The organism is Paenibacillus sp. LS1 (genome assembly GCF_026013365.1).
Classification (GTDB): Bacteria; Bacillota; Bacilli; order Paenibacillales; family Paenibacillaceae; genus Paenibacillus.
In genome coordinates this window covers 1,589,072-1,610,320 of the sequence record NZ_JAPDOE010000001.1, presented here as the reverse complement: position 1 = coordinate 1,610,320, position 21,249 = coordinate 1,589,072, and the positions used below count along the sequence as shown (strand labels likewise).

Sequence of the window (21,249 nt, the reverse complement as noted above, 5' to 3'; positions counted from 1 at the left end):
GAAGGATTTTGCCTGGCCGGGGTCGTATATTACAATATGCAGCTATTTTATGAAACCGGGTGGTCTGGGTTTGAGTGAGTTAAATATACGCCACATTGTTGTGGATGGTGATGCTTGTCCGGTCAAAACCGAGATTGCGCAAACCGCTCGCCTTTTCAACATCCCCGTACTGTTAGTCTCTTCATTTGATCATTTGCTTCAAGGAGGAGAAGGGGTGCGAACCGTGCAAGTGGATCGCAGTGATCAGAGCGCAGACCTGTATATTGCTAATCATATTAAGCCATACGATGTGGTTATCACTCAGGACTATGGACTTGCGGCACTTGCGCTCGGCAAACGTTGTTATGTTTTGTCCTTTCGTGGTCGTGAGTTTAACGATCGTGACATTGATTTCATGTTGGATTCTCGTCATACTGCGGCCAAAGTACGAAAAAGAGGCCATTACGGGAAAGGCCCAAAGCCTTTCACAGAGCAGGATCGAGAAATTTTTCAACATAAACTGACAAAACTTTTAAAAGATTTGCAGGAGAATGTGTAAGTTTATCGAATTATATTTACGTGTTGAAGAGATGAAGGTGGCCAGAGATGAGTACCGGACAAGGCGGTATACCCGAAAGTATTATTGAATCGGTGTTACAGCAGAATGATATTGTCGATACGGTGAGCCGATTTGTGCATCTGACCAAACAGGGGAAGTATATGAAAGGCCTCTGTCCTTTTCATTCCGAGAAGACGCCTTCGTTCACCGTTACACCTGAGAAACAAATTTTCTACTGCTACGGTTGCGGCACGGGTGGAAATGCCATCAAATTCAGGATGGAAATCGAAGGGTTATCCTTTCCCGAGGCTGTCAAGACGATGGCGGAAGAAAGCCACATCTCTATGGGCGACTGGCAAGGGCGTGAATCTGCTCATGTGAATCCGGAGACAGAACGTCTGTTGGAGGCTTATGAGCTTACCGCGAAGCTGTATCATTTTTTGTTGAAAAATACAGAGCACGGCAAAACAGCCATGGAGTATTTACGCTCACGAGGTTTTGGCGACAAGTTGATTGACCAGTTCCAGATTGGTTTTGCACCAAATCGTTGGGACACACTGGTACAATTTCTTGAGAAACGTAACTATCCGCTCGAAGAGATGGAAAAGGGTGGACTTCTGTCACCGCGAAATGAAGGTCAGGGATATGTGGATCGATTCCGAGACCGGATTATGTTCCCGATTAATGGCAGGAGCGGTAAGCCGATTGCATTTGCAGGACGCATATTGGGAGATGGGCAACCGAAGTATCTAAATTCACCGGAAACCCGGTTATTTAACAAAAGCCGTGTTCTCTATAATCTGCATCATGCCAAAAATGCAATTCGCAAACAACGGCAAGCCATTTTGTTCGAGGGATATGGTGATGTCATCTCCGCATGGGATCAGGATATCCAGAATGGTGTAGCGGCAATGGGTACGGCGTTAACCGAGAATCAGGCATTGATGCTTAAAGGGATGTGCGACGAGGTCATCATATGTTATGACGGCGACCGAGCAGGACAGGCTGCTGCACTCAAAAACTTTCCCATTCTTGAGGAAGCCGGATTGCAGGTCAAAGTGGCTCTCATTCCTGAGGGACTTGACCCGGATGATTTTATCCGGAAGCATGGTGGTGAACGGTTCCGAAACCAGATTGTGGACGGCGCCGTGACAACTACAAAATTTAAACTTATAAACCTAAAAAAAAGCCATATACTGCTAGAGGGTGGCGGACAAATCGCCTATTCGAAAGAAGCAGTAAAATTGATTGCCCCCTTACCTTCTCCAACAGAGCGGGAGGTGTATCTTCGTGAACTGGCTGCAGAAGTGGACGTATCCTTCGAAACATTGAAGCAGGAGTGTAATGAAGAACGGGAGGCGATGAAAAATAACCTCCAGTTTGGGGATAATAACCCGAAAAGGTGGAATAATGGTAGGCAACAAAATAGGCAGGTGCCTACACCCAATCTGTTGCCGGCTTACCACGCTGCTGAACGCAAACTGATTGCCTGGATGTTGCAGGATGATGAGGCTGCCCAGTACGTGAATGAGCATCTTGGTGAAGCTTTTAACTTGGATGATCATGCAGCTATTGCTGCTTATCTATATGCCTACTATGCGCAAGGCAAACCGTCGGATACAAGCCGCTTTATGTCTTCACTGCATGACGATCGCCTGGAAAAAACGGTCAGTTCAATCTCGATGATGGATGGTCCAGGTGAATGGAGTATTCAAATGCTCGATGATTGCATCAGGGAAGTGCTGAAGTATCCGCGTAAGAAACAGTACGAAATGAAAAAAGAAGAAATGATTGCTGCAGAGCGTGCAGGTGATGATTTACGCGCGGCACAGATTGCAATTGAAATGAATGCCCTAGAGAGACAGTGAACGTCTGATTATTGGATGTTTCTAGGGAGGAGGGAGTCGAGTTATGGCGAATGATCAGCATACTGAACTAGAAACAGAATTGACACTGGATCAGGTTAAAGATCAATTGATTGAATCAGGTAAGAAAAGAGCTTCGCTGAATTACAAGGAAATTATAGAGAAACTCTCTCCTTTTGAGCAAGATGCAGAGCAAATGGATGAGTTCTATGAGCAACTGAGTGATCTGGGTATTGATGTAGTGAATGAAAATGATGAAGAGGTTACACTTCGTCCTAGTGAAGATTCCGAGAACAACACCAGAGAGGGAGAGGACGAATTCCACTTTGATGATGATCTGAGCTTGCCGCCAGGTATCAAAATCAATGACCCTGTCCGTATGTATCTCAAGGAAATTGGTCGTGTGCCATTGTTGTCGGCAGATGACGAAGTACAACTAGCCAAACGGATTGAGAACGGGGATGAAGAAGCCAAGCGTCGTCTGGCTGAAGCGAACTTACGGCTCGTTGTCAGTATCGCCAAGCGTTACGTTGGACGTGGAATGTTGTTCCTTGATTTGATTCAGGAAGGTAATATGGGTCTGATCAAAGCGGTTGAGAAGTTCGACCACAAAAAAGGATACAAGTTCAGTACGTATGCCACATGGTGGATTCGCCAAGCGATTACTCGTGCTATTGCTGACCAGGCGCGTACCATTCGTATCCCTGTGCACATGGTAGAGACGATTAATAAGCTGATCCGGGTATCCCGTCAGCTGTTGCAGGAACTTGGGCGTGAACCGACACCAGAAGAAATCGCTGCTGAGATGGATCTGAGTGTGGAGAAAGTTCGTGAAATTACGAAGATTGCACAGGAACCGGTTTCTCTGGAAACACCGATTGGTGAGGAAGATGATTCCCATCTGGGTGACTTCATTGAGGATCAGGAAGCACTTGCTCCGGCGGATGCTGCTGCGTATGAGTTGTTGAAAGAACAGCTCGAAGATGTACTTGATACATTGACTGAGCGTGAAGAGAATGTTCTTCGTCTACGTTTTGGTCTGGACGATGGACGGACGAGAACGCTGGAGGAAGTCGGCAAGGTATTTGGTGTTACGCGTGAGCGTATTCGTCAGATCGAAGCCAAGGCTCTTCGTAAGTTGCGTCACCCGAGTCGTAGTAAACGACTCAAGGATTTCCTCGAATAATCGAACTATGGGAGACTTTCCGCAAGACGCTTTAGCGGCGGCGGGGTCTCCTTTATTTTTAATTTAAACGTCTTGATTTCTTGGTTTTGGAAATTCATCCTTGAAATGTTTGATTGGATTTTATTTTATCGCTTTTCCTTGTTCAATGCAAATCAATAAATTAAATGAATGGTGTAGGTGCTTCATGAAACTTTCGAATCGATTACAACGAATACATGATCAAATTCCCGATGGTAGCCGCATGGCTGATATCGGTTCAGACCACGCGTTGCTGCCAGTAGCCGCGATCCGCAGTGGGAAAGCCGCAAGTGCAATAGCTGGGGAAGTCAATCCCGGCCCTTATGATGCTGCATGTAAACAAGTCAGCGATGCTGGCCTGAAAGAGAAAATCACAGTACGTCGTGGAGACGGACTTGATGTGATCTCTGCGGGAGAAGTGGAAGTCATCACCATTGCGGGTATGGGCGGTGCTCTGATCGCCTCTATTTTGGACCGAGGTTTATCTAAACTGGAAGGGGTCCAGCTTCTTATTTTGCAACCGAATGTTGGAGAGGATATCCTTAGACGCTGGTTGCTGGAGCATCACTGGGTAGTTGTAGCAGAGCAGTTGCTCGAAGAAGACGGTAAGATCTATGAAATTATCACGGCGATGCCACAATCCGTAAGCCCGATTGCAAATGTTGAGGTGTATCGTGCACGTCCACTTCAAGGCGGGGCAGAGTTGACGGAAGATTTGCTGCTGCGGATGGGGCCTTATTTGGTGGATCGTCCAACGGATGTATTCTTTGCCAAATGGGAAAGTGAGATTGTCAAACTGCAAGGAGTTGTTAACTCCATCTCCAAATCCGATCAGGATTCTTCCCGGGACAAGGCGGCTGAGGTAGAGCGTCTTATCGCAAACTTGAAGGAGGTTTTGGCATGCTTGCCAAAGGTCAAACTGTAATTCAACTGATGGAGCAACTTGCTCCTAAACATCTGGCTGTACCGGATGACCGCATTGGTCTGCAGCTGGGCAGTTTGCAAAAAGAAATCAGTCACGTTCTAGTTGCTTTGGATGTGACGGATGAAGTGGTGGACGAGGCGATTCGCATCGGTGCCAATTTGATTATCGCTCATCATGCCATTATTTTTCGACCGGTCAAGTCATTGAGTACGGATACGCCTATGGGTAAATTGTATGAAAAGCTGATTAAGCATGATATTGCTGTCTATATCAGTCATACGAACCTGGACGTGGCAGAAGGTGGTATCAATGACTGGATGGCCGAAGCACTTGGCATCGAGAGCAAGGAATCGCTGGAGGATGTACATACAGATCATTTGTACAAACTGGCTGTATTTGTGCCTCGTACGCATCATGAGCAGGTTCTTCAAGCCATTCTGGAAGCCGGAGCAGGGAGTATTGGCCAGTACAACAAGTGTAGCTTCAACACGGAAGGTACAGGAACTTTTGTACCAGGTGAAGGGACACAACCGTTTATTGGTACCCAAGGGCAGATGGAACGTGTGGAAGAAATGCGGATTGAGACCATTGTGCCTCAAAGTTTGCGCAGTAAGGTCATTCAGGCGATGCTTAAGGCACACCCGTATGAAGAAGTGGCCTATGATCTCTACGCAATGGATTTAAAAGGTCGTACGCTCGGTCTGGGACGCTTGGGACCCCTTAGGGAGCCTAAGACATTAGGTGAGCTCGTGGAGGTCGTGAAGACCCAATTTAATGTTCCTCATGTGCGTGTAGTAGGGGATCTGAACAAAAAGATCAAAAAAGCAGCGGTTCTTGGCGGCTCCGGCAGCCGTTACGCGCTTACGGCTCGCTTCAAAGGTGCGGATGTTATTGTAACCGGGGACATCGATTATCACACGGCTCATGATGCGTTAATGGTAGGCATGTGTATCATCGACCCGGGACATAATTCCGAGAAGATTATGAAACCGAAAACAGCTGATTGGCTTCGTTCTAATTTGCAAGATAAACGATATGATACGCAAGTTACGGCTTCGGAGGTAAATACGGAAGTATTCCAGTTTATCTAAAAAGACAGTTGCTGTGCGATTCCCAGTAATATTAAGCTTGTCTGGGAACTCAAATGCCTGTATACTATGTAATGTTGTTCGGAAAGTTTGACAGACAATCGCTGGTGGCCTTTGTTGCCACGAGAGGAAAGTCCGGGCTCCACAGGGCAGGATGCTGGATAACGTCCAGTCAGCGCGAGTTGAAGGATAGTGCCACAGAAATGGACCGCCGATGGCCGGATTTTCCGGCACAGGCAAGGATGGAACCGAGGTGTAAGAGACCCCGAGGAACGCTGGTGACTTCGTTCCTGGTAAACCCCATCTGGAGCAAGACCTAATGGGACACAGCCGCCTTTTCGGAGGAGGCAACCTTAGCCCGAGGTGTGTCTAGGTTGGTCGCTTGAGCTGTGCAGCAATGTATGGCCTAGATAGATGATTGTCGCTTCTGGTGGGAGGGTAGTTCCCGTATGAACCACGAAGAGCACAGAACCCGGCTTACGGTAAGCTTTCCTAACTGCAACAACAACACCATAGCAACACAATGTAGTCCACCTATCAGTCGAGGACAACTCGTATGAATCATCCGATGGCCTGACTGATCAGAAGGACCCATGAACATCCGAAAAAACATAACTCCTGTTGATAACAGGTTCTATAAAAATAAGGCGGCAGTTCCGAGATTCTCGGGCCTGCCGCCTTATTTTTATTTCTCATATCAAGTAATTTAACCTTCATACGCTAATAAATAGCGAAACGTTTATGACAGTTCATTACAGTGTAACGACACTATCCGATGTTAACGAAGCATGCCAGCGTTGAATGGCGCGATCCATTCGTTCTACAGCCTCCGGGAGTAGCTCGGGATCCGTATGCGTGAAGTTGATCCGCATGCGGTTCAACTCCGGTGTACCCGCATAGAAGGAATCACCCGGAACAATGCACACTTTCTCCTGAATACCGTAAGTGAACAAATTGCTTGCAAGCATGCCTTCAGGTAATTGCAGCCACAAGAACATGCCACCTTGTGGTGAATTCCACGAGATACCTTCCCATGCTTTGGCTGCCATGAGGGTCGTCAGTGTTTTCATGCGTTTTTCGTAATCCTCTGAAATATGGCGGATATGCGCATCCAGATCGAAAGATTCAAGCAGTGCGTGAAGAGCTCTTTGGTCGATGCTGCTGGAATGCAAGTCGGCACCCTGTTTAGCCCGTGCTGCCATTTTGACAATATCGGGAGCGGCCAGAATCCAGCCGGTACGAAGACCCGGTGCTACCGTTTTGGAGAACGTACTGGTGTAAACGACATTAGAAGGGCCATCATAAGATGCTGCATCCAATTCTGCAAGAGCAGGGACATCCAACTGCTCCGGATTGAACCGAATTTCGCCATAGGGATCATCTTCGAGGATGAGTACACCATACTTGCGGCATAGGTCTACAGCCTGCTGACGTCTTTCTCGTGACCATACTTTACCCGTAGGATTGGAGAACGTTGGGTTGATGTAGACGAGCTTTGGACGATGCAACTGGAGCTGTTCCTCCAGAGATTCAGGCAACATGCCGTGATCATCACAGGCTACGCCGTGAGATTCAGCTTGATAGGAATGAATAACTTGCAGGGCAGCGAGGTAGGTAGGTGATTCAACCAGTACGCGGTCACCCGGATCAAGAAGGATACGACAGACCAAGTCGATGGATTGTTGTGAACCCGTCGTGAGGAGCATATGGTCGGGTGAAGCGGGAATGCCTTTGGATTCAAGACGCTCCGCAATTTTGGCACGGAGAGGACGGTAACCTTCAGTCTCCGCATATTGAAGAGCGGCTGCTCCGCTCATAAATACTTTTTCGTATGCAACACGGATAGCTTCCAGCGGGAATGAAGTCTGGGCTGGTAATCCACCGGCTAGTGAGATCATTCCAGGTGCCTGAGCGGCCTGGAGCATGTCACGAACGACAGAGGACGGGGTGTTTTGTGCCATTTTGGACCAAGGGATACTCATGTTATTCTCATCTCCTGTTATTCACTGTTATACTGATATTATAAACTATAATAGACGGACTGCACTATAACAGTAAAATGAAGATCATAACAGTTGGGAGGAGCATGCATGCATATCGAATTAAAAAGGGGAAGCAGTACCAAATTGTACGTGCAAATTGCGCTAACGATTGCGGACCGCATCAGATCAGGACTGATTGAACCCGGAACCCGACTTCCATCTGTTCGTAAAATGACCACGGATCTGGGTGTCAGCCTGGTCACCGTATCGAAGGCCTATGCTGAACTCGAAGCGATTCAATTGATTACCTGCTCCCAGGGTAAAGGTTGTTATGTCAGAGGGGCGTTACACACGGATCAGAGGGAGGATGTGGACCGAGCGCAGCGGAAAAATAGCAATAGTGAATCCAGTACGCCATGGAATTGGCAGATGGCACTGGTGGATTATTTACCGCGAGCACAGCTCTGGAGACATTTTGATACATCACCTCAAGTACGTTATGAACTTCATATGTCAGCGATTCAGCCTGAACTGTTACCTACACGCGAGATTATTGACAGTGCCTATCGCCTTTCCTCTGATCATGCAGAGCGTATGGCGGCGTATGGATCTTTTCAGGGAGATCGGGAACTCAGACAGATCTTTGCGGAACATTTTGCCGAGCGTGGCCTACAGGTGACACCTGAACGCATGTTAATTACAAGCGGTGCTCAACAGGGGATTGATCTTGTGGCACGGACTTTTGTCGGACCCGGGGATGTAGTGTATATGGAAGCGCCAAGCTATACCGGAGCCATTGATGTGTTTACAAGCAGAGGTGCGAAGATCATTACGGTTCCGATGGACGACGAAGGTATGCGTATTGATCTGTTAACCCGCTTATGTGACACCTATCCGCCCAAGCTCATCTATACGATCCCGACCTATCACAATCCGACTGGGATTACGATGAGTGCAAGAAGGCGAGCACAACTTCTGAATCTTGCGCAAAGCTATCACTGCCTCATTCTGGAGGATGACCCGTTTGCCGATCTTTATTTTCGTGATCCTCCCCCGGCTTCCATTAAATCCATGGATGGGACAGGTCATGTGGTGTATATCAAAAGCTTCAGCAAGGTGCTGTCTCCCGGTTGCCGCATAGCCTGCGCCATTGCAGATGGAAGCGTACTGACCCGGCTTGTGGCTGCGAAATCTACGGCGGATTTGGGGAGCCCGCTGCTCACACAGAAGGCATTGCAATCCTTTATACAGAATCAGTATGGGGCATATGTATCCCGCTTGAGGGATGAATTGTATTCTCGCTTGTGTGCGGCATCTGAGGTGCTGGAAGAGCATGCTACTAAGGATATACACTGGCGCTTGCCAGAGGGAGGACTTAATCTGTGGCTTCAACTTCCGAGTAGTCTGGATATGCGTGAACTGCATCATCAGTCACTTGCTGCCGGGGTTTCTTTCCTACCGGGTTCCGCCTGTTATGTGGGGGAGACGGATACATCAAGTCTGCGTATCTGCTTCACGGTAACGAGCGTTGAGCTTTTGTGTGAAGGGCTTCGTGTACTCTGCGGAGTCATTGACAAAGTAACACCTCAGCAGGGTGGGGCAGTGGCGGACAGGCTACCGCTCATATAATTTTTCGGAGTATGGACATACATCCAATCCACTTTCGACCTGATGCAATAGGTTATAGTATCACCAGAAAGGGAGTTGGTTTTGAAATGAACCATTACTGTCCACCGCTTTGTCCGATTGTCTGTGACCCGATCCAGGTTGTTGAGGATTACTACATCCCGCAAATCGTACCTGTAATCCACCCGATTGAAGTTATCAAAAAACATCACTGTGTTCCGATTCACCACCACATGTACCCGGTTGTTGTTAAAGAAGAAGACCCTTGCTATGTATCCAGCCATAATCCGAAGAGAAAATCCGTGAAAAAATCAAGCAAAGCCCGCACAACTTCACGCAAACGTTAATCGCAGCGGGTGCCCCGGGGAATTTGGATATAAACCAAAGAGCAGCGTACGCCCCGGGGCGCAGCTGCTTTTGTGTTTTTACAGAATTGAGTCATGACGACTACTTGGTATACTTTTTCATCGTATTATCCATTTGTTGTCTGACATGCTGGGGCCAGAACTGTAAGGGTGCGCTGTTGCCTGATGCGGCTTGCAGTGCTTTATAGACATCAATCTGCCCATAGCCAAAATACTTATCGTGGCCCGGATCACCGAGGTCGATGACACTTTGGCGCATCAGATCCATGACTTCCGTGTTGGTTAAATCCGGGTTCAAGGAACGTATCAAACCTGCAAGTGCGGCAACATGAGGGCTCGCCATAGACGTTCCAGATAAGGCTGCATACTGATTATTCGGGTAGGTACTCGCGATACTGGACCCCGGGGCCATCACATCCACATAATCCCCGTAGTTGGAGTAGGACGCTTTGCTCATATCCGGGTCCGTAGCAGATACAGCAAATACTTCCGGATAGGCAGCAGGGTAGCCTGGACGCTCCGTATTATCGTTTCCTGTAGCTGCAATCAGCACGATATCGCGGTCAAAAGCATATTTAATGGCATCATGAAGAAATTGCGCGTCAGCATAATTGCCGAGACTCATGTTGATGACTTTAGCTCCATGATCGGCTGCCCAGATGATACCTTCAGCAACGGCATACGTGGTTCCAGACCCCGAGTTATCCAATACTTTTACCGGCAGGACCTTGTTATACCAGCTCATGCCTGCCACGCCTTCATTATTGTTGACAATGGCGCCGATAATGCCTGCGACGTGTGTACCATGTCCCACATCATCCATTGGTTGGCTTCCCGGTTCGACCACATTATAGCCCTCAAGAAGCTTGCCCTTCAGGTCAGGGTGATTCATATCAACCCCCGTGTCGACCACAGCAACGATGACATCTTTGTTCCCCTTGGTAATATTCCAACCTCTATTTGTCTCAATCGCAGGCAAGTTCCACTGATAATCGGAGAACAAAATGTCGTTGGGTATCGTTACATCGGTTTGTTCAGTTACGGTGTCATTGGTTAAATACATGTAATGGGGTTCCATATAGAGTGGATTCCATTTACTTTCGAAATAGCTATGCAATTGCTTGTAATTCATGTGTTCTGACCGAAAAACATACGTATATCCCAGCTTGCGCGCAGATTGCGCTCTTAGATCAGATTTAATGATTCGCATATCCCGTTCACCGGGATCTTGTCGAAAACGGATGACGATTTCATTTTCGTAAAAATGACTGGCATTGGCATTATCATGCCCGGTTTTCACCGTGATTTCGTTCAGCGTATCCGGGTGAACCGACTCAATTTTGAACTTGCCTTCACGCGGATAAGGGATCATACGCAGATTTTTGCGCTGATGTTGTTCAACAGCATTCAATACGTTCTGACTGAACAAGGCAATCACAGCTCTTTTGCCATCTTTCGAGGGTTGCCCCACAACAAAATATTTTTCTTTTCCCAAAGGGAAAGAAGAGGATTCGAAGCTTTGACGTTTGTTTACCGCTTTTTTGGCAAGATTCAGCGCATGATCAAGCTTCTGTCGCTCTAGCTTGCTTCCTTGTTGGGATGCTTGATCAAATGGCTTATTGAATGAGCCAGTGGCACCCATGAGATGAATGGATCTGATATGTTCATGTGAACTTTGGAGATCACTCACATAGCGATTAATCTGCGAGGCATTCATTGTGGAAGTTTTATCCAGCATGATACTGAGATGTTGCTTGGCATCCATGCGAGTCAGGAGATCTGTTGCTTTGACATCCTGCACTTTCAGACGTTGCTTGTTCGTGTGCTCTTCATGAGCAGAATCGGGCAGGGCACTTGGCTTAGGTTCGGGACGATTGGATGTTGGAAGCAGGAGCGTCAGGGCGAGTGCTCCCACACCAGCTGCAAGGGCCCAGTTAATCCATTTCGGTCTGGACATGGTGGATGGAACCTCCTTCGTTCATTTTGGACAATCATTAACAGTGCTTCATCGTTGTCACTGGTTATATCTATCGTTAGAAAAAGCGCATATTTTTATGCAGGCGAGTTCGAGTCCAACTGCGTATAATAGGCATGTTTAATGACAGAAACGGAAAGCATGATTAAGGGATACCGCTCGTCATCTTTTTATGGTAGGATTATAGCTGAGAATTCAAAGGTCAGGGGAAAACCACCGTTGGCCGACCTATATGTAAGGACTTATTTAAGGGGGAGCTACCTTTATGTCAGCAGCCAATGTACAGAAAACATGTGAGTCAACTAGGGAAAAGTTAAAACCGGCTATCGATCGGATTGAAAAATTTTTGAATGAAAATGCCTTGCCTGAACTGGATCAGAATCAGACGGAAGAATCAACAGCCTTCTACAAAGGATTTCTTTCAGATCTCCGTCATTTGCTCGTTTTTTCTGAAGTTTCTTACGAAAAACTTGGCGTTGTGCTGCGTCGTGCCAACTTTGATGTCGATTTTGCCGAAAAGGCTCTTTATAATACGTATCACCAATGCGTAAACAGCTTTTTCTATCCCAAAAATGAATGTTATTCCGAAGACGGAAGATACGCTTACACAGGACAGGATGCCATTCGTTTCCGTGACAAGCCAATCCGTGCAGTACGGGATGTCATTCTTGAGGTTTCCAAAACGTACGAAGAATTGCGCGATGATCTGGCATATTATGAAAGTGACTACTTGACTCAGCGTCGTATGCAAAATCAACGTAATCACGCTTAATGAACGTTTAAACCTTAATATGAAATTGGACGAAACCGCCCTTGTGGCGGTTTTTTTGTGTTTCTAGGTAAGAATTAAACTGAGGCGTGATCATGTCATCATCTGGCATTTGTGCGGGGAATATCGGGTTTGTGGCGGGGAGACAATAGTAGTCGAGGTGATAAAAAATGAGCCAAGACAAACCAATAGTCAAATGCAGCGTCTCCAACTGCAACTTCTGGGGAGAAAACAACTTCTGCCAAGCTGATGCCATCATGATTGACATTGACCAACATGCCACCCGTCGTTTGCATGAGGAATTTGCCGGTGAGACATTTGACTCGGATCACCATGATCATGCACGCACATCCTCTGCAACATGCTGTCACACGTTCAAACCCAAGTGAGCAGTCATCCCTATTCATAATGGAGGTGCTTCCGAATGAAAAATGACGATAATAAGTTTAATTTTCAAGATCGTCCTGAAACCAATGTTGATGTTGAAAAACAGCGTATGCGTGTCGATTATCCCAGAAAAGCACATCGGGAGGAATACGGGGCAGAGGTCGCTCCTCCGACTGTTGTAAGAACTGGAGGTACCGAACGGGCGGAGCCTGTACCTGAGAAGCATGAGGCAGACCGGGTCATGGAATCCACAGGCAAGGTCGCGGGTTACATGGGGCTTGCCTTCGGGATCGCGTCTTTGTTCATGTGGTCAATCGTACTTGGACCGGCTGCAGCCGTATTGGGTTACTATGCATATGTGAATGGTCGGAAGACAGCGGGAGCTTGGTCCATTGGACTGGGTGTTGTAGCCACGCTGAGTTATTTTTTCATGATTCCATTCGCTCGCTAAAGTGTAAAATATTCATTCAAAAGCCTTCTGTTCTCACCCATTTGCGGTGAATTACAGAAGGTTTTTTTTGAAAACAATGGAACCTTGCTGTAAAACGATGTAGAATAAGGTCATAATACGCTTATTATACGGGAGTGGGTATAACTCATGCAGATTGATCCAAGCGGATCGCGGCAGTTGTTGGAATTGCAATTGTCCAATGTGAACAACCAAACCAAAGGATCAGACTCAGGTGCTGGTTCAACAGTGGATTTCGCCAATATGATGGACGGGCTGTTAGGCACGGGTGCCAATTCGTCAAGCAATACGGATTCCAGCGCCACAGTCTCCAAAAGATCCAGTGATGGTCTGCTGTGGTTGCAACTTGGCAGCACGTACAATCCGGATATAAATACGGCAGGGTCGTCCTCTGTCTCCAATAACATCGTTGAGTCTTTATTATCTTCATCCAATACAGGAATTCTGGATTCCGGTGCATCTGTACCTACGGATTATGAATCTTTGATTGCTGAGGCAAGTGCCAAGTATGGTGTGCCTGAATCATTGATCAAGGCCGTCATTGACACAGAATCCAATTTTAACCCGAATGTAGTGTCCTCCGCAGGTGCCAAGGGGCTTATGCAATTAATGGATGGCACGGCTGCAGGGCTGGGTGTGAGTAATTCATTTGATCCTGCACAGAGCATTGATGCTGGGACTAAGTATCTTTCCCTTCAGCTCCAGCGTTTCGGTGGAGAAGTGAAGATGGCACTTGCTGCTTACAATGCAGGACCGGGTCGTGTTTCACGTCTGGGCGTATCGAATGATAGCGAACTGATGAGTGTACTTAACCGTCTACCTTCAGAAACTCAGAATTATATCTCCAAAGTAGAGAAGGCGCAGTTGAAATATGTGATCTAGACTTACAGAAAGACATTTACGATAACACATCATTACAGGATGAGATCAAATGTGGGAGCAGCAGCGCTTGAAACGCCTGTTCCCGGTTGGTCTTTTTGTGTTGTACGGGTATCGTGTTACAATGCTCACTGTAGGTTTATGAACGAAGAGATAAGGGAGGTCTAACCTCATTTGAAATATTTTGATTATGCTGCAACCACACCTCCCCATCCCGATGTGATTCGCACGATGGCCGAAATTATGGAGACACAATTCGGAAATCCGTCCTCTATTCATGGGTATGGAGAGCGTGCTGATCAATTGTTGCGTCGTGCGCGATCCGGCTGTGCTGCGGCAATAGGCGTTAAGCCTGAAGAGATTGTATTTACTTCCGGTGCGACCGAGAGTAATAATCTGGCGATAAAAGGTGCGGCATTACGTTATCAGTCACGAGGCAGACACATCATAACAACGGCTACCGAGCATGCCTCGGTGTATGAAAGTTTTATGCAATTGCAGCAGTGGGGATGGGACGTGACGCTAATTCCTGTCAATTCTGATGGTGTGGTAGACGCTCGGCAGGTTGTAGACGCGATCAGACCGGATACGGTGCTTGTGAGCCTGATGCATGTAAACAATGAAACAGGAGCTATCCATCCGATTGCAGAGATCGGCAAACAGCTCAAAAAGAGAGCACCACGCGTGCTTTTCCATGTGGATGGTGTTCAGGGCTTTGGGAAAATGAAGGCTACACCTGCCGCTTGGAGTGCAGATCTGTACAGTCTGTCTGCTCACAAGATCCGTGGACCGAAGGGAGCAGGTCTCCTGTATGTGCGAAGTGGAGTGGAACTTACACCACTATTGTCAGGGGGGTCACAGGAGCAGGGCCTAAGAGCAGGCACAGAGAACGTGGCCTTGCTGGTAGGTATGGCAAAGGCCATGAGAATGGCTGCAGAGGATCAGTTTGATTTTGCTCGACGTACAACGGTGCTCCGTGATCAATTGATGGAAACGATACATTCCATTCCTGAATTTGAATTGAACAGTCGCAAAGAGGGGGCTCCTCATATTGTGCACTTCTCCTATCCTGGGATGAAGGCAGAAGTGGCGCTGCACACCTTGGAGCAACTTGGTGTAACCATATCCACCCAATCTGCCTGTTCTTCGCGTTCATCTGAACCGAGTCGGATTCTACTTGCGATGGGCAGAGATGCAGCTTGTGCTGCTGGTGGATTGCGTATTAGTCTTGGAGATGAACACAGAGAAGAAGATGTAGCCTTGCTTGAGCAGGCTTTATATCAGATGGTGGCGCAGTTGCGACCCCTTGAAAGGCGGATGTGAATGGATATGAAATATGATATGCTGCTTCTCCGTTTCGGAGAGTTTATGTTAAAAGGGAAGAATCGTGCACGATTTGAAAAAACGATCATTACACAGGTGAAAGCTTTGCTTAAACCTTATCCAGGAGCGAGCCTTCGCAAAGAATACGGGCGTGTTTATGTGGATCTTGGCGGTGAATCACATATTGAACTGATTAATGTACTGAAGCGGGTATTCGGTGTGATGTCGATTAGTCCGGTTAAAGTCACCCCATCCGAGCTTGATGAGATTGTGAAAACGGCTGTCGCGTTTATGGACGAAAGGGAAGATGAATTCAAGGAAGGCACCACATTTAAGGTAAATGTAAGGCGGGTATGGAAGGAGTTCCCGAACTCTTCGCATGAAATGAATCATCTGGTTGGTTCCCCAATTCTACGGAAGTTTCAGCAATTAAGTGTTGATGTTCGTCAACCTGATATTGAACTGCGAGTGGAAATTCGGGATCAGGGCACCTATATTTTCAACGAAACCATTCCGGCAGTAGGTGGGTTTCCGCTGGGTACGAATGGAAGAGCGATGGTACTGTTGTCAGGTGGCATAGACAGTCCCGTTGCAGCCTGGTCTTCCATGCGCCGTGGACTGGAAGTGGAATGTATACATTTCTACAGTTATCCGTTCACTAGCGAGCGTGCCAAAGAGAAAGTCATCGATTTGGCGCGTGCCCTTGCTGATCATGCAGGAACAATCAAGCTGCATCTGGTTCCATTTACAGAGATCCAAACGGCATTTACCCAACTGGGTCAGGATAACTTGATTATTACGCTGATGAGACGTTCAATGCTGCGAATTGCCTCCAAACTTGCCGAGCGTGAACGTGCACTTGCACTGATCACTGGAGATAGCCTAGGTCAAGTAGCGAGTCAAACGCTTCCAAGTATGAATGTCATTGGTCGTGCGACGGATTTACCGCTGCTACGACCACTGGTTATGATGGACAAACAGGAGATCATCACTCTGTCCAAACAGATCGGAACGTATGACATATCTATTTTGCCATATGAAGATTGCTGTACTCTCTTCGTGCCAAAGTCGCCTTCAACCAATCCAAATCTTCGGATTGTGGATAAAATTGAATCGACAATGAGCCAGTTGCCTGAATGGCTGGATCAGGCGGTAGAGCAAACAGAAACGATTACTCTTCATGCCGGTGAAACTTCTGTGGTATCGAATCAGACAGGTGATAATGGTTTGAAGGATGATTGGTTCTAAACTAAATAAAAATTAGCACGGCTGACATAATAAGGGCTATGTAAACTGTAAAAAAAAAAAGGACTGTTCGATGAAATATCGTTCAGTCCTTTGCTGTATTCAGAAGATATTTTAAGAATAGGCTTTCCTATGAGTAGGAACGCTGCTGCTCCCCGCCAGATCCCTTGTTGCTGGAGCTACTGGAGCGTTTGCGATAACCTGCAAAGACTACGCCTGCAATAACGACAACGATGAAGAGAATGCGTAATGCCGGATGTTGAGTAAAGTAAGGCAAGAGTCGCTGCTCCTCAGTGATCATATTGGAAGCCGTATACCCGAGAACGATGGCTCCGATATAAATGATCCAAGGAAAGTGATTAATTAGCTTGATAAACAGGGTGCTGCCCCAGACGATAATGGGTACGCTGATCAGGAGTCCGAGAATGACAAGCACGAGATGCTGCTGTGCGGCTCCGGCAACCGCAATCACATTATCTAATCCCATCGCTGCATCCGCGATTACAATGGTACGAATAGCCGTCCATAGAGAAGTTCCTGCCTGGATATCATTGTGTTCATCTCCCTGATCCGCCAATAATTTATAGGCGATCCAGATCAGAAGTAAGCCTCCCACAAGCAAGAGCCAAGGTACTTTAAGCAACCATAGAACAACAATCGTTGCCAAAATTCGAATCAGTAGTGCGCCGCCCGTTCCGTATAATATCGCCTTTTTCTGCACGGAAGGGTGCAAATTTCGAGCTGCGAGACCAATGACGATGGCATTGTCTCCAGCCAGAATGAGATCAATAAAGACAACGTTCAGCAAAGCCAGCCAGAATGTGGGACTAAATAGCTCCATGCCATATGTCACTCCTTATATAAAGTTCAATCATTAAGAATAGCATGGACAACTCTGACATACAAGTTAATGTGGGGGGTGAGGACATGGATACACTATGGCTTTTAACTGAAATCTTAATGATCAATCTGGTATTGAGTGGAGATAATGCGGTTGTTATTGCACTTGCCAGCAAGGATCTGCCACCGATACAACGGAAAAAGGCGGTATGGTGGGGGGCTTTTGGTGCGGTACTGTTACGCTGTGTATTAACCTTCGTAGCGGTATTACTGCTGGGAATTCCATTTATCCAGGCTGCAGGTGGGCTGCTGCTACTCTGGATTGCAGTGAAGCTGCTGCTTCAGAGTGATGATGAAGTACATATTCGAGAAGCTTCGACGACTTGGAAAGCCATTCAAACAATACTGGTTGCCGATTTTGTGATGAGTCTGGATAACGTCTTGGCTATAGCGGCATTGGCGGATGGAGATCTGGCATTGATCGTCATCGGGATTGCCATTAGTATCCCAATTGTCGTATGGGGGAGCGGGTTAATTGTTGGCTTGTTGAAGCGATTTCCAATTCTGGTATTCGTCGGCTCAGGCATTCTGGCCTTCACAGCAGGTGAAATGTTGATGAAAGACCCCAAGTTAGGAGAATGGCTTGGAGGAATGGCAGCAGAGGCGCACATGCTACTACCCGCAGCAATGGCTTGTCTTGTTGTCGCGGTTGGAGGCGCACATAAATTTGTGAGGAAGAACGCATAGTTTGGTTTTGGGTAAAAGCTTGGACATATGGCCGTCTGAACCGTCCGGTTTAGACGGTTTTGTGTGGAGAGGAATATCTTGTCCATGGAGTTTTCATTGGGCTAGTCATAAGTTGCAGATTTTAGGGTAATACAGGTAAAGGGAGCAAGCATAATGCGACATAAAGTATAGTTTTTTGACGAAACATCGGATACACTAGAAGCAGGATTACAGGATTGAAAACCAAAAATCATCATGGAATGCACATCGTTTATAAAAAATAAAATACATAGCCAATGGTATAAGAGGTGAATGCAGATGAGGATGAGAAATGAAAAAGCGATTGGACTATTTATTGTAGCTGCGGGAATTATTATTCTGCTTGGCAAGTTTGGTGTGTTTGGATTCATTGGTCGTAATTTCTGGCCTTTGCTGATCCTGCTGCCAGGCATAGCCCTTCATGCATTATACTATGCGCGTATTTCACCATCGTGGTCACTTGTTCCTGCCGGCATACTAACGGTGTATGGTGTCTTATTTAGTATAACGAATACATGGGGTGCAGGACTTATGAACAGGCTGTGGCCAGTATTTTTGCTGGGGGTTGCCATAGGTTTACTGGAATATGGAATGGCTGAGAGGCGAAGACCGGAATTTGTGTTACCTGCGGCTTTGATCTTTGGTGCGATATCCATCATATTATTCGGATTTACCTTGCTCCAAACGGGAATAATCTATGTACTTGCTGTCCTTTTGATCTTGGGTGGAGTCTGGTTATTGCTTGGTCGAGGACGTCAAGGGAGAGGCTGGTAACATTCCCAGTGGTCTTTTCGTGCGAAATATCTTGATTTTTACCTATAATAAACTATAATATAAGGGATATAGACATGCGTCGGGATATCACCGACGCTTATTTTGTGAGTAACCTGCGAAATTGCGGGAAGTTTAGTAGATAAGAATTGAAATTGGAAAGGATATGGATACAAACCATGCATTCAAGAGAACACATTCGCAATATTGCGATTATTGCCCACGTCGACCACGGGAAAACTACGCTCGTCGACAAGTTGCTCCAGCAATCCGGTACTTTCCGTGATCACGAAACGGTACAGGAGCGCGCAATGGACTCCAACGATTTGGAGCGTGAACGCGGTATTACGATTTTGGCCAAAAACACGGCTATAACTTATAAAGATTACCTGATCAACATTGTGGATACACCAGGACACGCCGACTTCGGTGGTGAAGTGGAACGTATCATGAAAATGGTTGACGGCGTATTGCTCGTTGTTGATGCATATGAAGGCTGTATGCCACAAACGAAGTTCGTACTTCGTAAAGCTCTGGAGCACAACCTGACACCAATCGTTGTTGTAAACAAAATTGACCGTCCAGCGGCTCGTCCGACTGAGGTTATTGATGAAGTACTGGACCTGTTCATTGAACTGGGTGCCAACGATCAACAACTTGAATTCCCTGTTGTATATGCTTCCGCATTGAACGGAACATCCAGCATGGATAATGATCCTGCGAAACAGGACGATAACATGATGGCGATCTACAATACGATCGTTAGTCATATCCCTCACCCAACAGAGAATGTTGAAGAGCCACTTCAATTCCTCGTTACTTTGATGGACTACAATGAATACCTTGGCCGTATTGCCATTGGTCGTGTTAACCGCGGTGTGATCCGTCAAGGACAATCGGTAACGGTTATTATGCGTGATGGTAAAAGCAAAACTGCACGTATCGAGAAACTGTTTGGTTTCCAAGGTCTCAAGCGTGTTGAGACAGAAGAAGCAGGAGCAGGCGACATTGTTGCGATTGCAGGAATCAAGGACATCAACATTGGTGAAACCATCGCTGATCCGAATAACCCAGAAGCACTTCCAGTTTTGAAAATTGACGAGCCTACCCTGCAAATGACGTTCCTCGTGAACAACAGTCCATTCGCAGGTCGTGAAGGTAAATGGGTAACTTCCCGTAAACTTCGTGAGCGTTTGTTCAAAGAGTTGGAAACAGACGTTTCCCTTCGTGTTGACGAAACGGAAAGCCCGGATGCATTTGTCGTTTCCGGACGTGGTGAGCTTCACTTGGGTATCCTTATTGAAAATATGCGTCGTGAAGGATACGAGCTTCAAGTATCCAAACCAGAAGTTATCGTAAGAGAAGTTGACGGTAAGAAAATGGAACCGGTTGAGCGCTTGTTGATTGATATCCCTGAAGAGAGCATGGGTTCCGTAATGGAGAGCCTGGGCGCACGTAAAGCAGAGATGGTTAACATGGTCAACACGGGTAGTGGACAAGTACGTCTGGAGTTCCTGATTCCAGCACGTGGTTTGATCGGATATAGCACAAACTTCCTGACTTTGACTCGTGGTTATGGTGTTATGAACCATGCATTTGACAGCTACGCTCCAGTAGTTTCCGGTCAAGTGGGTGGACGTCACCAAGGTGTACTGATCTCAACTGAAACTGGTACATCTACGTTCTATGGAATGATGGGCGTTGAGGATCGTGGTACCCTCTTCCTTGAGCCGGGTACTGAAATCTACGAAGGTATGATTGTTGGTGAGCATACACGTGACAATGATATCGTTGTTAACATCTGCAAAGAAAAACAACTGACTAACGTTCGTTCTTCCGGTAAAGATGATACGGTTAAAATTAAAACTCCGATTATCTTCTCGTTGGAACAGGCGCTTGAATATCTGAATGAAGATGAATATTGTGAAATTACACCTAAATCAATTCGTCTTCGTAAGAAGATCCTGAACAAATCCGAGCGTGAACGTGCAGAAAAACAACGCAAAATGGCTTCTAAAGCCTAATAACAACAAAATAATTTATATAAGTTAGCATTTGATGGAACACATTTGCACCATCGGCGTTGATTACAACCCACTAAAATAGTGGAGGATACGGAATCGATTCTGTAGGAGCGAAGCGTTCGCCTGAAAGCTTTCTGAAAGAAAGCTACATCGGAAGCATACGCTTATCCCCGGATTTTACCATTGAAAAATGGATCAAAAAAATCTGG

At 46.7% G+C, this 21,249-nt stretch carries 19 protein-coding genes and 1 other RNA gene; 17 read left to right on the top strand and 3 right to left on the bottom strand.

Features of this window, described 5'->3' with window-relative positions; genetic code table 11:
- The first annotated feature begins 70 nt into the window (after window positions 1-70).
- The 6 genes from OM416_RS07005 (at window position 71) to rnpB (ending at window position 6,115) form a co-directional block, all read left to right on the top strand.
- Window positions 71-538, top strand: a complete 468-nt coding sequence (locus tag OM416_RS07005) for a YaiI/YqxD family protein (protein WP_413775749.1) — start codon at window positions 71-73, stop codon at window positions 536-538.
- 47 nt (window positions 539-585) lie between these two features.
- Window positions 586-2,406, top strand: coding sequence for a DNA primase (gene dnaG, locus OM416_RS07000; RefSeq protein WP_264928104.1), 1,821 nt, complete (start codon window positions 586-588; stop codon window positions 2,404-2,406).
- Window positions 2,407-2,449: 43 nt separating this feature from the next.
- Entirely contained in the window at window positions 2,450-3,589 is a 1,140-nt protein-coding gene (rpoD, locus tag OM416_RS06995; protein ID WP_062835490.1) for an RNA polymerase sigma factor RpoD, read from the top strand.
- A gap of 184 nt (window positions 3,590-3,773) precedes the next feature.
- The gene (locus OM416_RS06990; RefSeq protein WP_264928103.1) at window positions 3,774-4,532 is read left to right on the top strand and encodes a tRNA (adenine(22)-N(1))-methyltransferase; all 759 of its coding nucleotides are present in this window, start codon (window positions 3,774-3,776) and stop codon (window positions 4,530-4,532) included.
- The gene (locus tag OM416_RS06985; RefSeq protein WP_264928102.1) at window positions 4,508-5,623 is read left to right on the top strand and encodes a Nif3-like dinuclear metal center hexameric protein; all 1,116 of its coding nucleotides are present in this window, start codon (window positions 4,508-4,510) and stop codon (window positions 5,621-5,623) included. The genes OM416_RS06990 and OM416_RS06985 overlap by 25 nt, the downstream gene beginning before the upstream one ends.
- Before the next feature lie 82 nt (window positions 5,624-5,705).
- Window positions 5,706-6,115: RNase P RNA component class A (rnpB, locus tag OM416_RS06980), an RNA gene on the top strand.
- Between the two features lie 257 nt (window positions 6,116-6,372).
- Here the strand turns inward: rnpB and OM416_RS06975 are convergent.
- A complete protein-coding gene (locus OM416_RS06975) occupies window positions 6,373-7,602 on the bottom strand; it encodes a PLP-dependent aminotransferase family protein (protein ID WP_264928101.1) in 1,230 nt (409 codons plus the stop codon).
- A gap of 108 nt (window positions 7,603-7,710) precedes the next feature.
- Between OM416_RS06975 and OM416_RS06970 the strand changes: the two genes are divergently transcribed.
- Both OM416_RS06970 and OM416_RS06965 read left to right on the top strand, forming a co-directional pair.
- A complete protein-coding gene (locus tag OM416_RS06970; protein ID WP_264928100.1) occupies window positions 7,711-9,231 on the top strand; it encodes a PLP-dependent aminotransferase family protein in 1,521 nt (506 codons plus the stop codon).
- Between the two features lie 86 nt (window positions 9,232-9,317).
- On the top strand, window positions 9,318-9,575 hold the full coding sequence (locus tag OM416_RS06965) for a hypothetical protein (protein ID WP_264928099.1): 258 nt from the start codon (window positions 9,318-9,320) through the stop codon (window positions 9,573-9,575).
- A gap of 100 nt (window positions 9,576-9,675) precedes the next feature.
- Here OM416_RS06965 and OM416_RS06960 read toward each other — a convergent pair whose 3' ends face one another.
- Window positions 9,676-11,550, bottom strand: a complete 1,875-nt coding sequence (locus OM416_RS06960; protein WP_264928098.1) for a S8 family peptidase — start codon at window positions 11,548-11,550, stop codon at window positions 9,676-9,678.
- A gap of 283 nt (window positions 11,551-11,833) precedes the next feature.
- Between OM416_RS06960 and OM416_RS06955 the strand changes: the two genes are divergently transcribed.
- The 6 genes from OM416_RS06955 to thiI all read left to right on the top strand — a co-directional run bounded on the left by OM416_RS06955 (window position 11,834) and on the right by thiI (window position 16,643).
- A complete protein-coding gene (locus OM416_RS06955; protein ID WP_062835484.1) occupies window positions 11,834-12,340 on the top strand; it encodes a YpuI family protein in 507 nt (168 codons plus the stop codon).
- A gap of 167 nt (window positions 12,341-12,507) precedes the next feature.
- Window positions 12,508-12,726, top strand: a complete 219-nt coding sequence (locus tag OM416_RS06950; protein WP_076211597.1) for a DUF1540 domain-containing protein — start codon at window positions 12,508-12,510, stop codon at window positions 12,724-12,726.
- A 35-nt stretch (window positions 12,727-12,761) separates the two neighbouring features.
- Entirely contained in the window at window positions 12,762-13,175 is a 414-nt protein-coding gene (locus tag OM416_RS06945) for a hypothetical protein (protein WP_413775748.1), read from the top strand.
- A gap of 147 nt (window positions 13,176-13,322) precedes the next feature.
- Window positions 13,323-14,075, top strand: coding sequence for a lytic transglycosylase domain-containing protein (locus OM416_RS06940; RefSeq protein ID WP_264928097.1), 753 nt, complete (start codon window positions 13,323-13,325; stop codon window positions 14,073-14,075).
- A gap of 171 nt (window positions 14,076-14,246) precedes the next feature.
- Window positions 14,247-15,395 (top strand): cysteine desulfurase family protein, encoded by a 1,149-nt coding sequence (locus OM416_RS06935; RefSeq protein WP_264928096.1) that lies wholly within the window; start codon window positions 14,247-14,249, stop codon window positions 15,393-15,395.
- A 6-nt stretch (window positions 15,396-15,401) separates the two neighbouring features.
- Entirely contained in the window at window positions 15,402-16,643 is a 1,242-nt protein-coding gene (thiI, locus tag OM416_RS06930; protein WP_264928863.1) for a tRNA uracil 4-sulfurtransferase ThiI, read from the top strand.
- A 127-nt stretch (window positions 16,644-16,770) separates the two neighbouring features.
- On the opposite strand, the gene OM416_RS06925 is transcribed toward thiI, so the two are convergent.
- Window positions 16,771-17,481, bottom strand: coding sequence for a TerC family protein (locus tag OM416_RS06925; RefSeq protein ID WP_264928095.1), 711 nt, complete (start codon window positions 17,479-17,481; stop codon window positions 16,771-16,773).
- Between the two features lie 86 nt (window positions 17,482-17,567).
- On the opposite strand from OM416_RS06925, the gene OM416_RS06920 reads away from it, so the two are divergent.
- The 3 genes from OM416_RS06920 to typA all read left to right on the top strand — a co-directional run bounded on the left by OM416_RS06920 (window position 17,568) and on the right by typA (window position 21,040).
- Window positions 17,568-18,227, top strand: a complete 660-nt coding sequence (locus OM416_RS06920) for a TerC family protein (RefSeq protein WP_264928094.1) — start codon at window positions 17,568-17,570, stop codon at window positions 18,225-18,227.
- Between the two features lie 297 nt (window positions 18,228-18,524).
- A complete protein-coding gene (locus OM416_RS06915; protein ID WP_264928093.1) occupies window positions 18,525-19,019 on the top strand; it encodes a hypothetical protein in 495 nt (164 codons plus the stop codon).
- Window positions 19,020-19,195: 176 nt separating this feature from the next.
- The gene (gene typA / locus OM416_RS06910) at window positions 19,196-21,040 is read left to right on the top strand and encodes a translational GTPase TypA (protein ID WP_264928092.1); all 1,845 of its coding nucleotides are present in this window, start codon (window positions 19,196-19,198) and stop codon (window positions 21,038-21,040) included.
- Window positions 21,041-21,249 lie beyond the last annotated feature (209 nt).

Coding starts and splice junctions, on each gene's coding strand:
- dnaG (WP_264928104.1), top strand. CDS start 586: ATGAGTACCGGACAAGGCGGTATACCCGAAAGTATTATTGAATCGGTG.
- rpoD (WP_062835490.1), top strand. CDS start 2,450: ATGGCGAATGATCAGCATACTGAACTAGAAACAGAATTGACACTGGAT.
- OM416_RS06990 (WP_264928103.1), top strand. CDS start 3,774: ATGAAACTTTCGAATCGATTACAACGAATACATGATCAAATTCCCGAT.
- OM416_RS06985 (WP_264928102.1), top strand. CDS start 4,508: ATGCTTGCCAAAGGTCAAACTGTAATTCAACTGATGGAGCAACTTGCT.
- OM416_RS06975 (WP_264928101.1), bottom strand. CDS start 7,602: ATGAGTATCCCTTGGTCCAAAATGGCACAAAACACCCCGTCCTCTGTC.
- OM416_RS06970 (WP_264928100.1), top strand. CDS start 7,711: ATGCATATCGAATTAAAAAGGGGAAGCAGTACCAAATTGTACGTGCAA.
- OM416_RS06965 (WP_264928099.1), top strand. CDS start 9,318: ATGAACCATTACTGTCCACCGCTTTGTCCGATTGTCTGTGACCCGATC.
- OM416_RS06960 (WP_264928098.1), bottom strand. CDS start 11,550: ATGTCCAGACCGAAATGGATTAACTGGGCCCTTGCAGCTGGTGTGGGA.
- OM416_RS06955 (WP_062835484.1), top strand. CDS start 11,834: ATGTCAGCAGCCAATGTACAGAAAACATGTGAGTCAACTAGGGAAAAG.
- OM416_RS06950 (WP_076211597.1), top strand. CDS start 12,508: ATGAGCCAAGACAAACCAATAGTCAAATGCAGCGTCTCCAACTGCAAC.
- OM416_RS06945 (WP_413775748.1), top strand. CDS start 12,762: ATGAAAAATGACGATAATAAGTTTAATTTTCAAGATCGTCCTGAAACC.
- OM416_RS06940 (WP_264928097.1), top strand. CDS start 13,323: ATGCAGATTGATCCAAGCGGATCGCGGCAGTTGTTGGAATTGCAATTG.
- thiI (WP_264928863.1), top strand. CDS start 15,402: ATGAAATATGATATGCTGCTTCTCCGTTTCGGAGAGTTTATGTTAAAA.
- OM416_RS06925 (WP_264928095.1), bottom strand. CDS start 17,481: ATGGAGCTATTTAGTCCCACATTCTGGCTGGCTTTGCTGAACGTTGTC.
- OM416_RS06920 (WP_264928094.1), top strand. CDS start 17,568: ATGGATACACTATGGCTTTTAACTGAAATCTTAATGATCAATCTGGTA.
- OM416_RS06915 (WP_264928093.1), top strand. CDS start 18,525: ATGAGGATGAGAAATGAAAAAGCGATTGGACTATTTATTGTAGCTGCG.
- typA (WP_264928092.1), top strand. CDS start 19,196: ATGCATTCAAGAGAACACATTCGCAATATTGCGATTATTGCCCACGTC.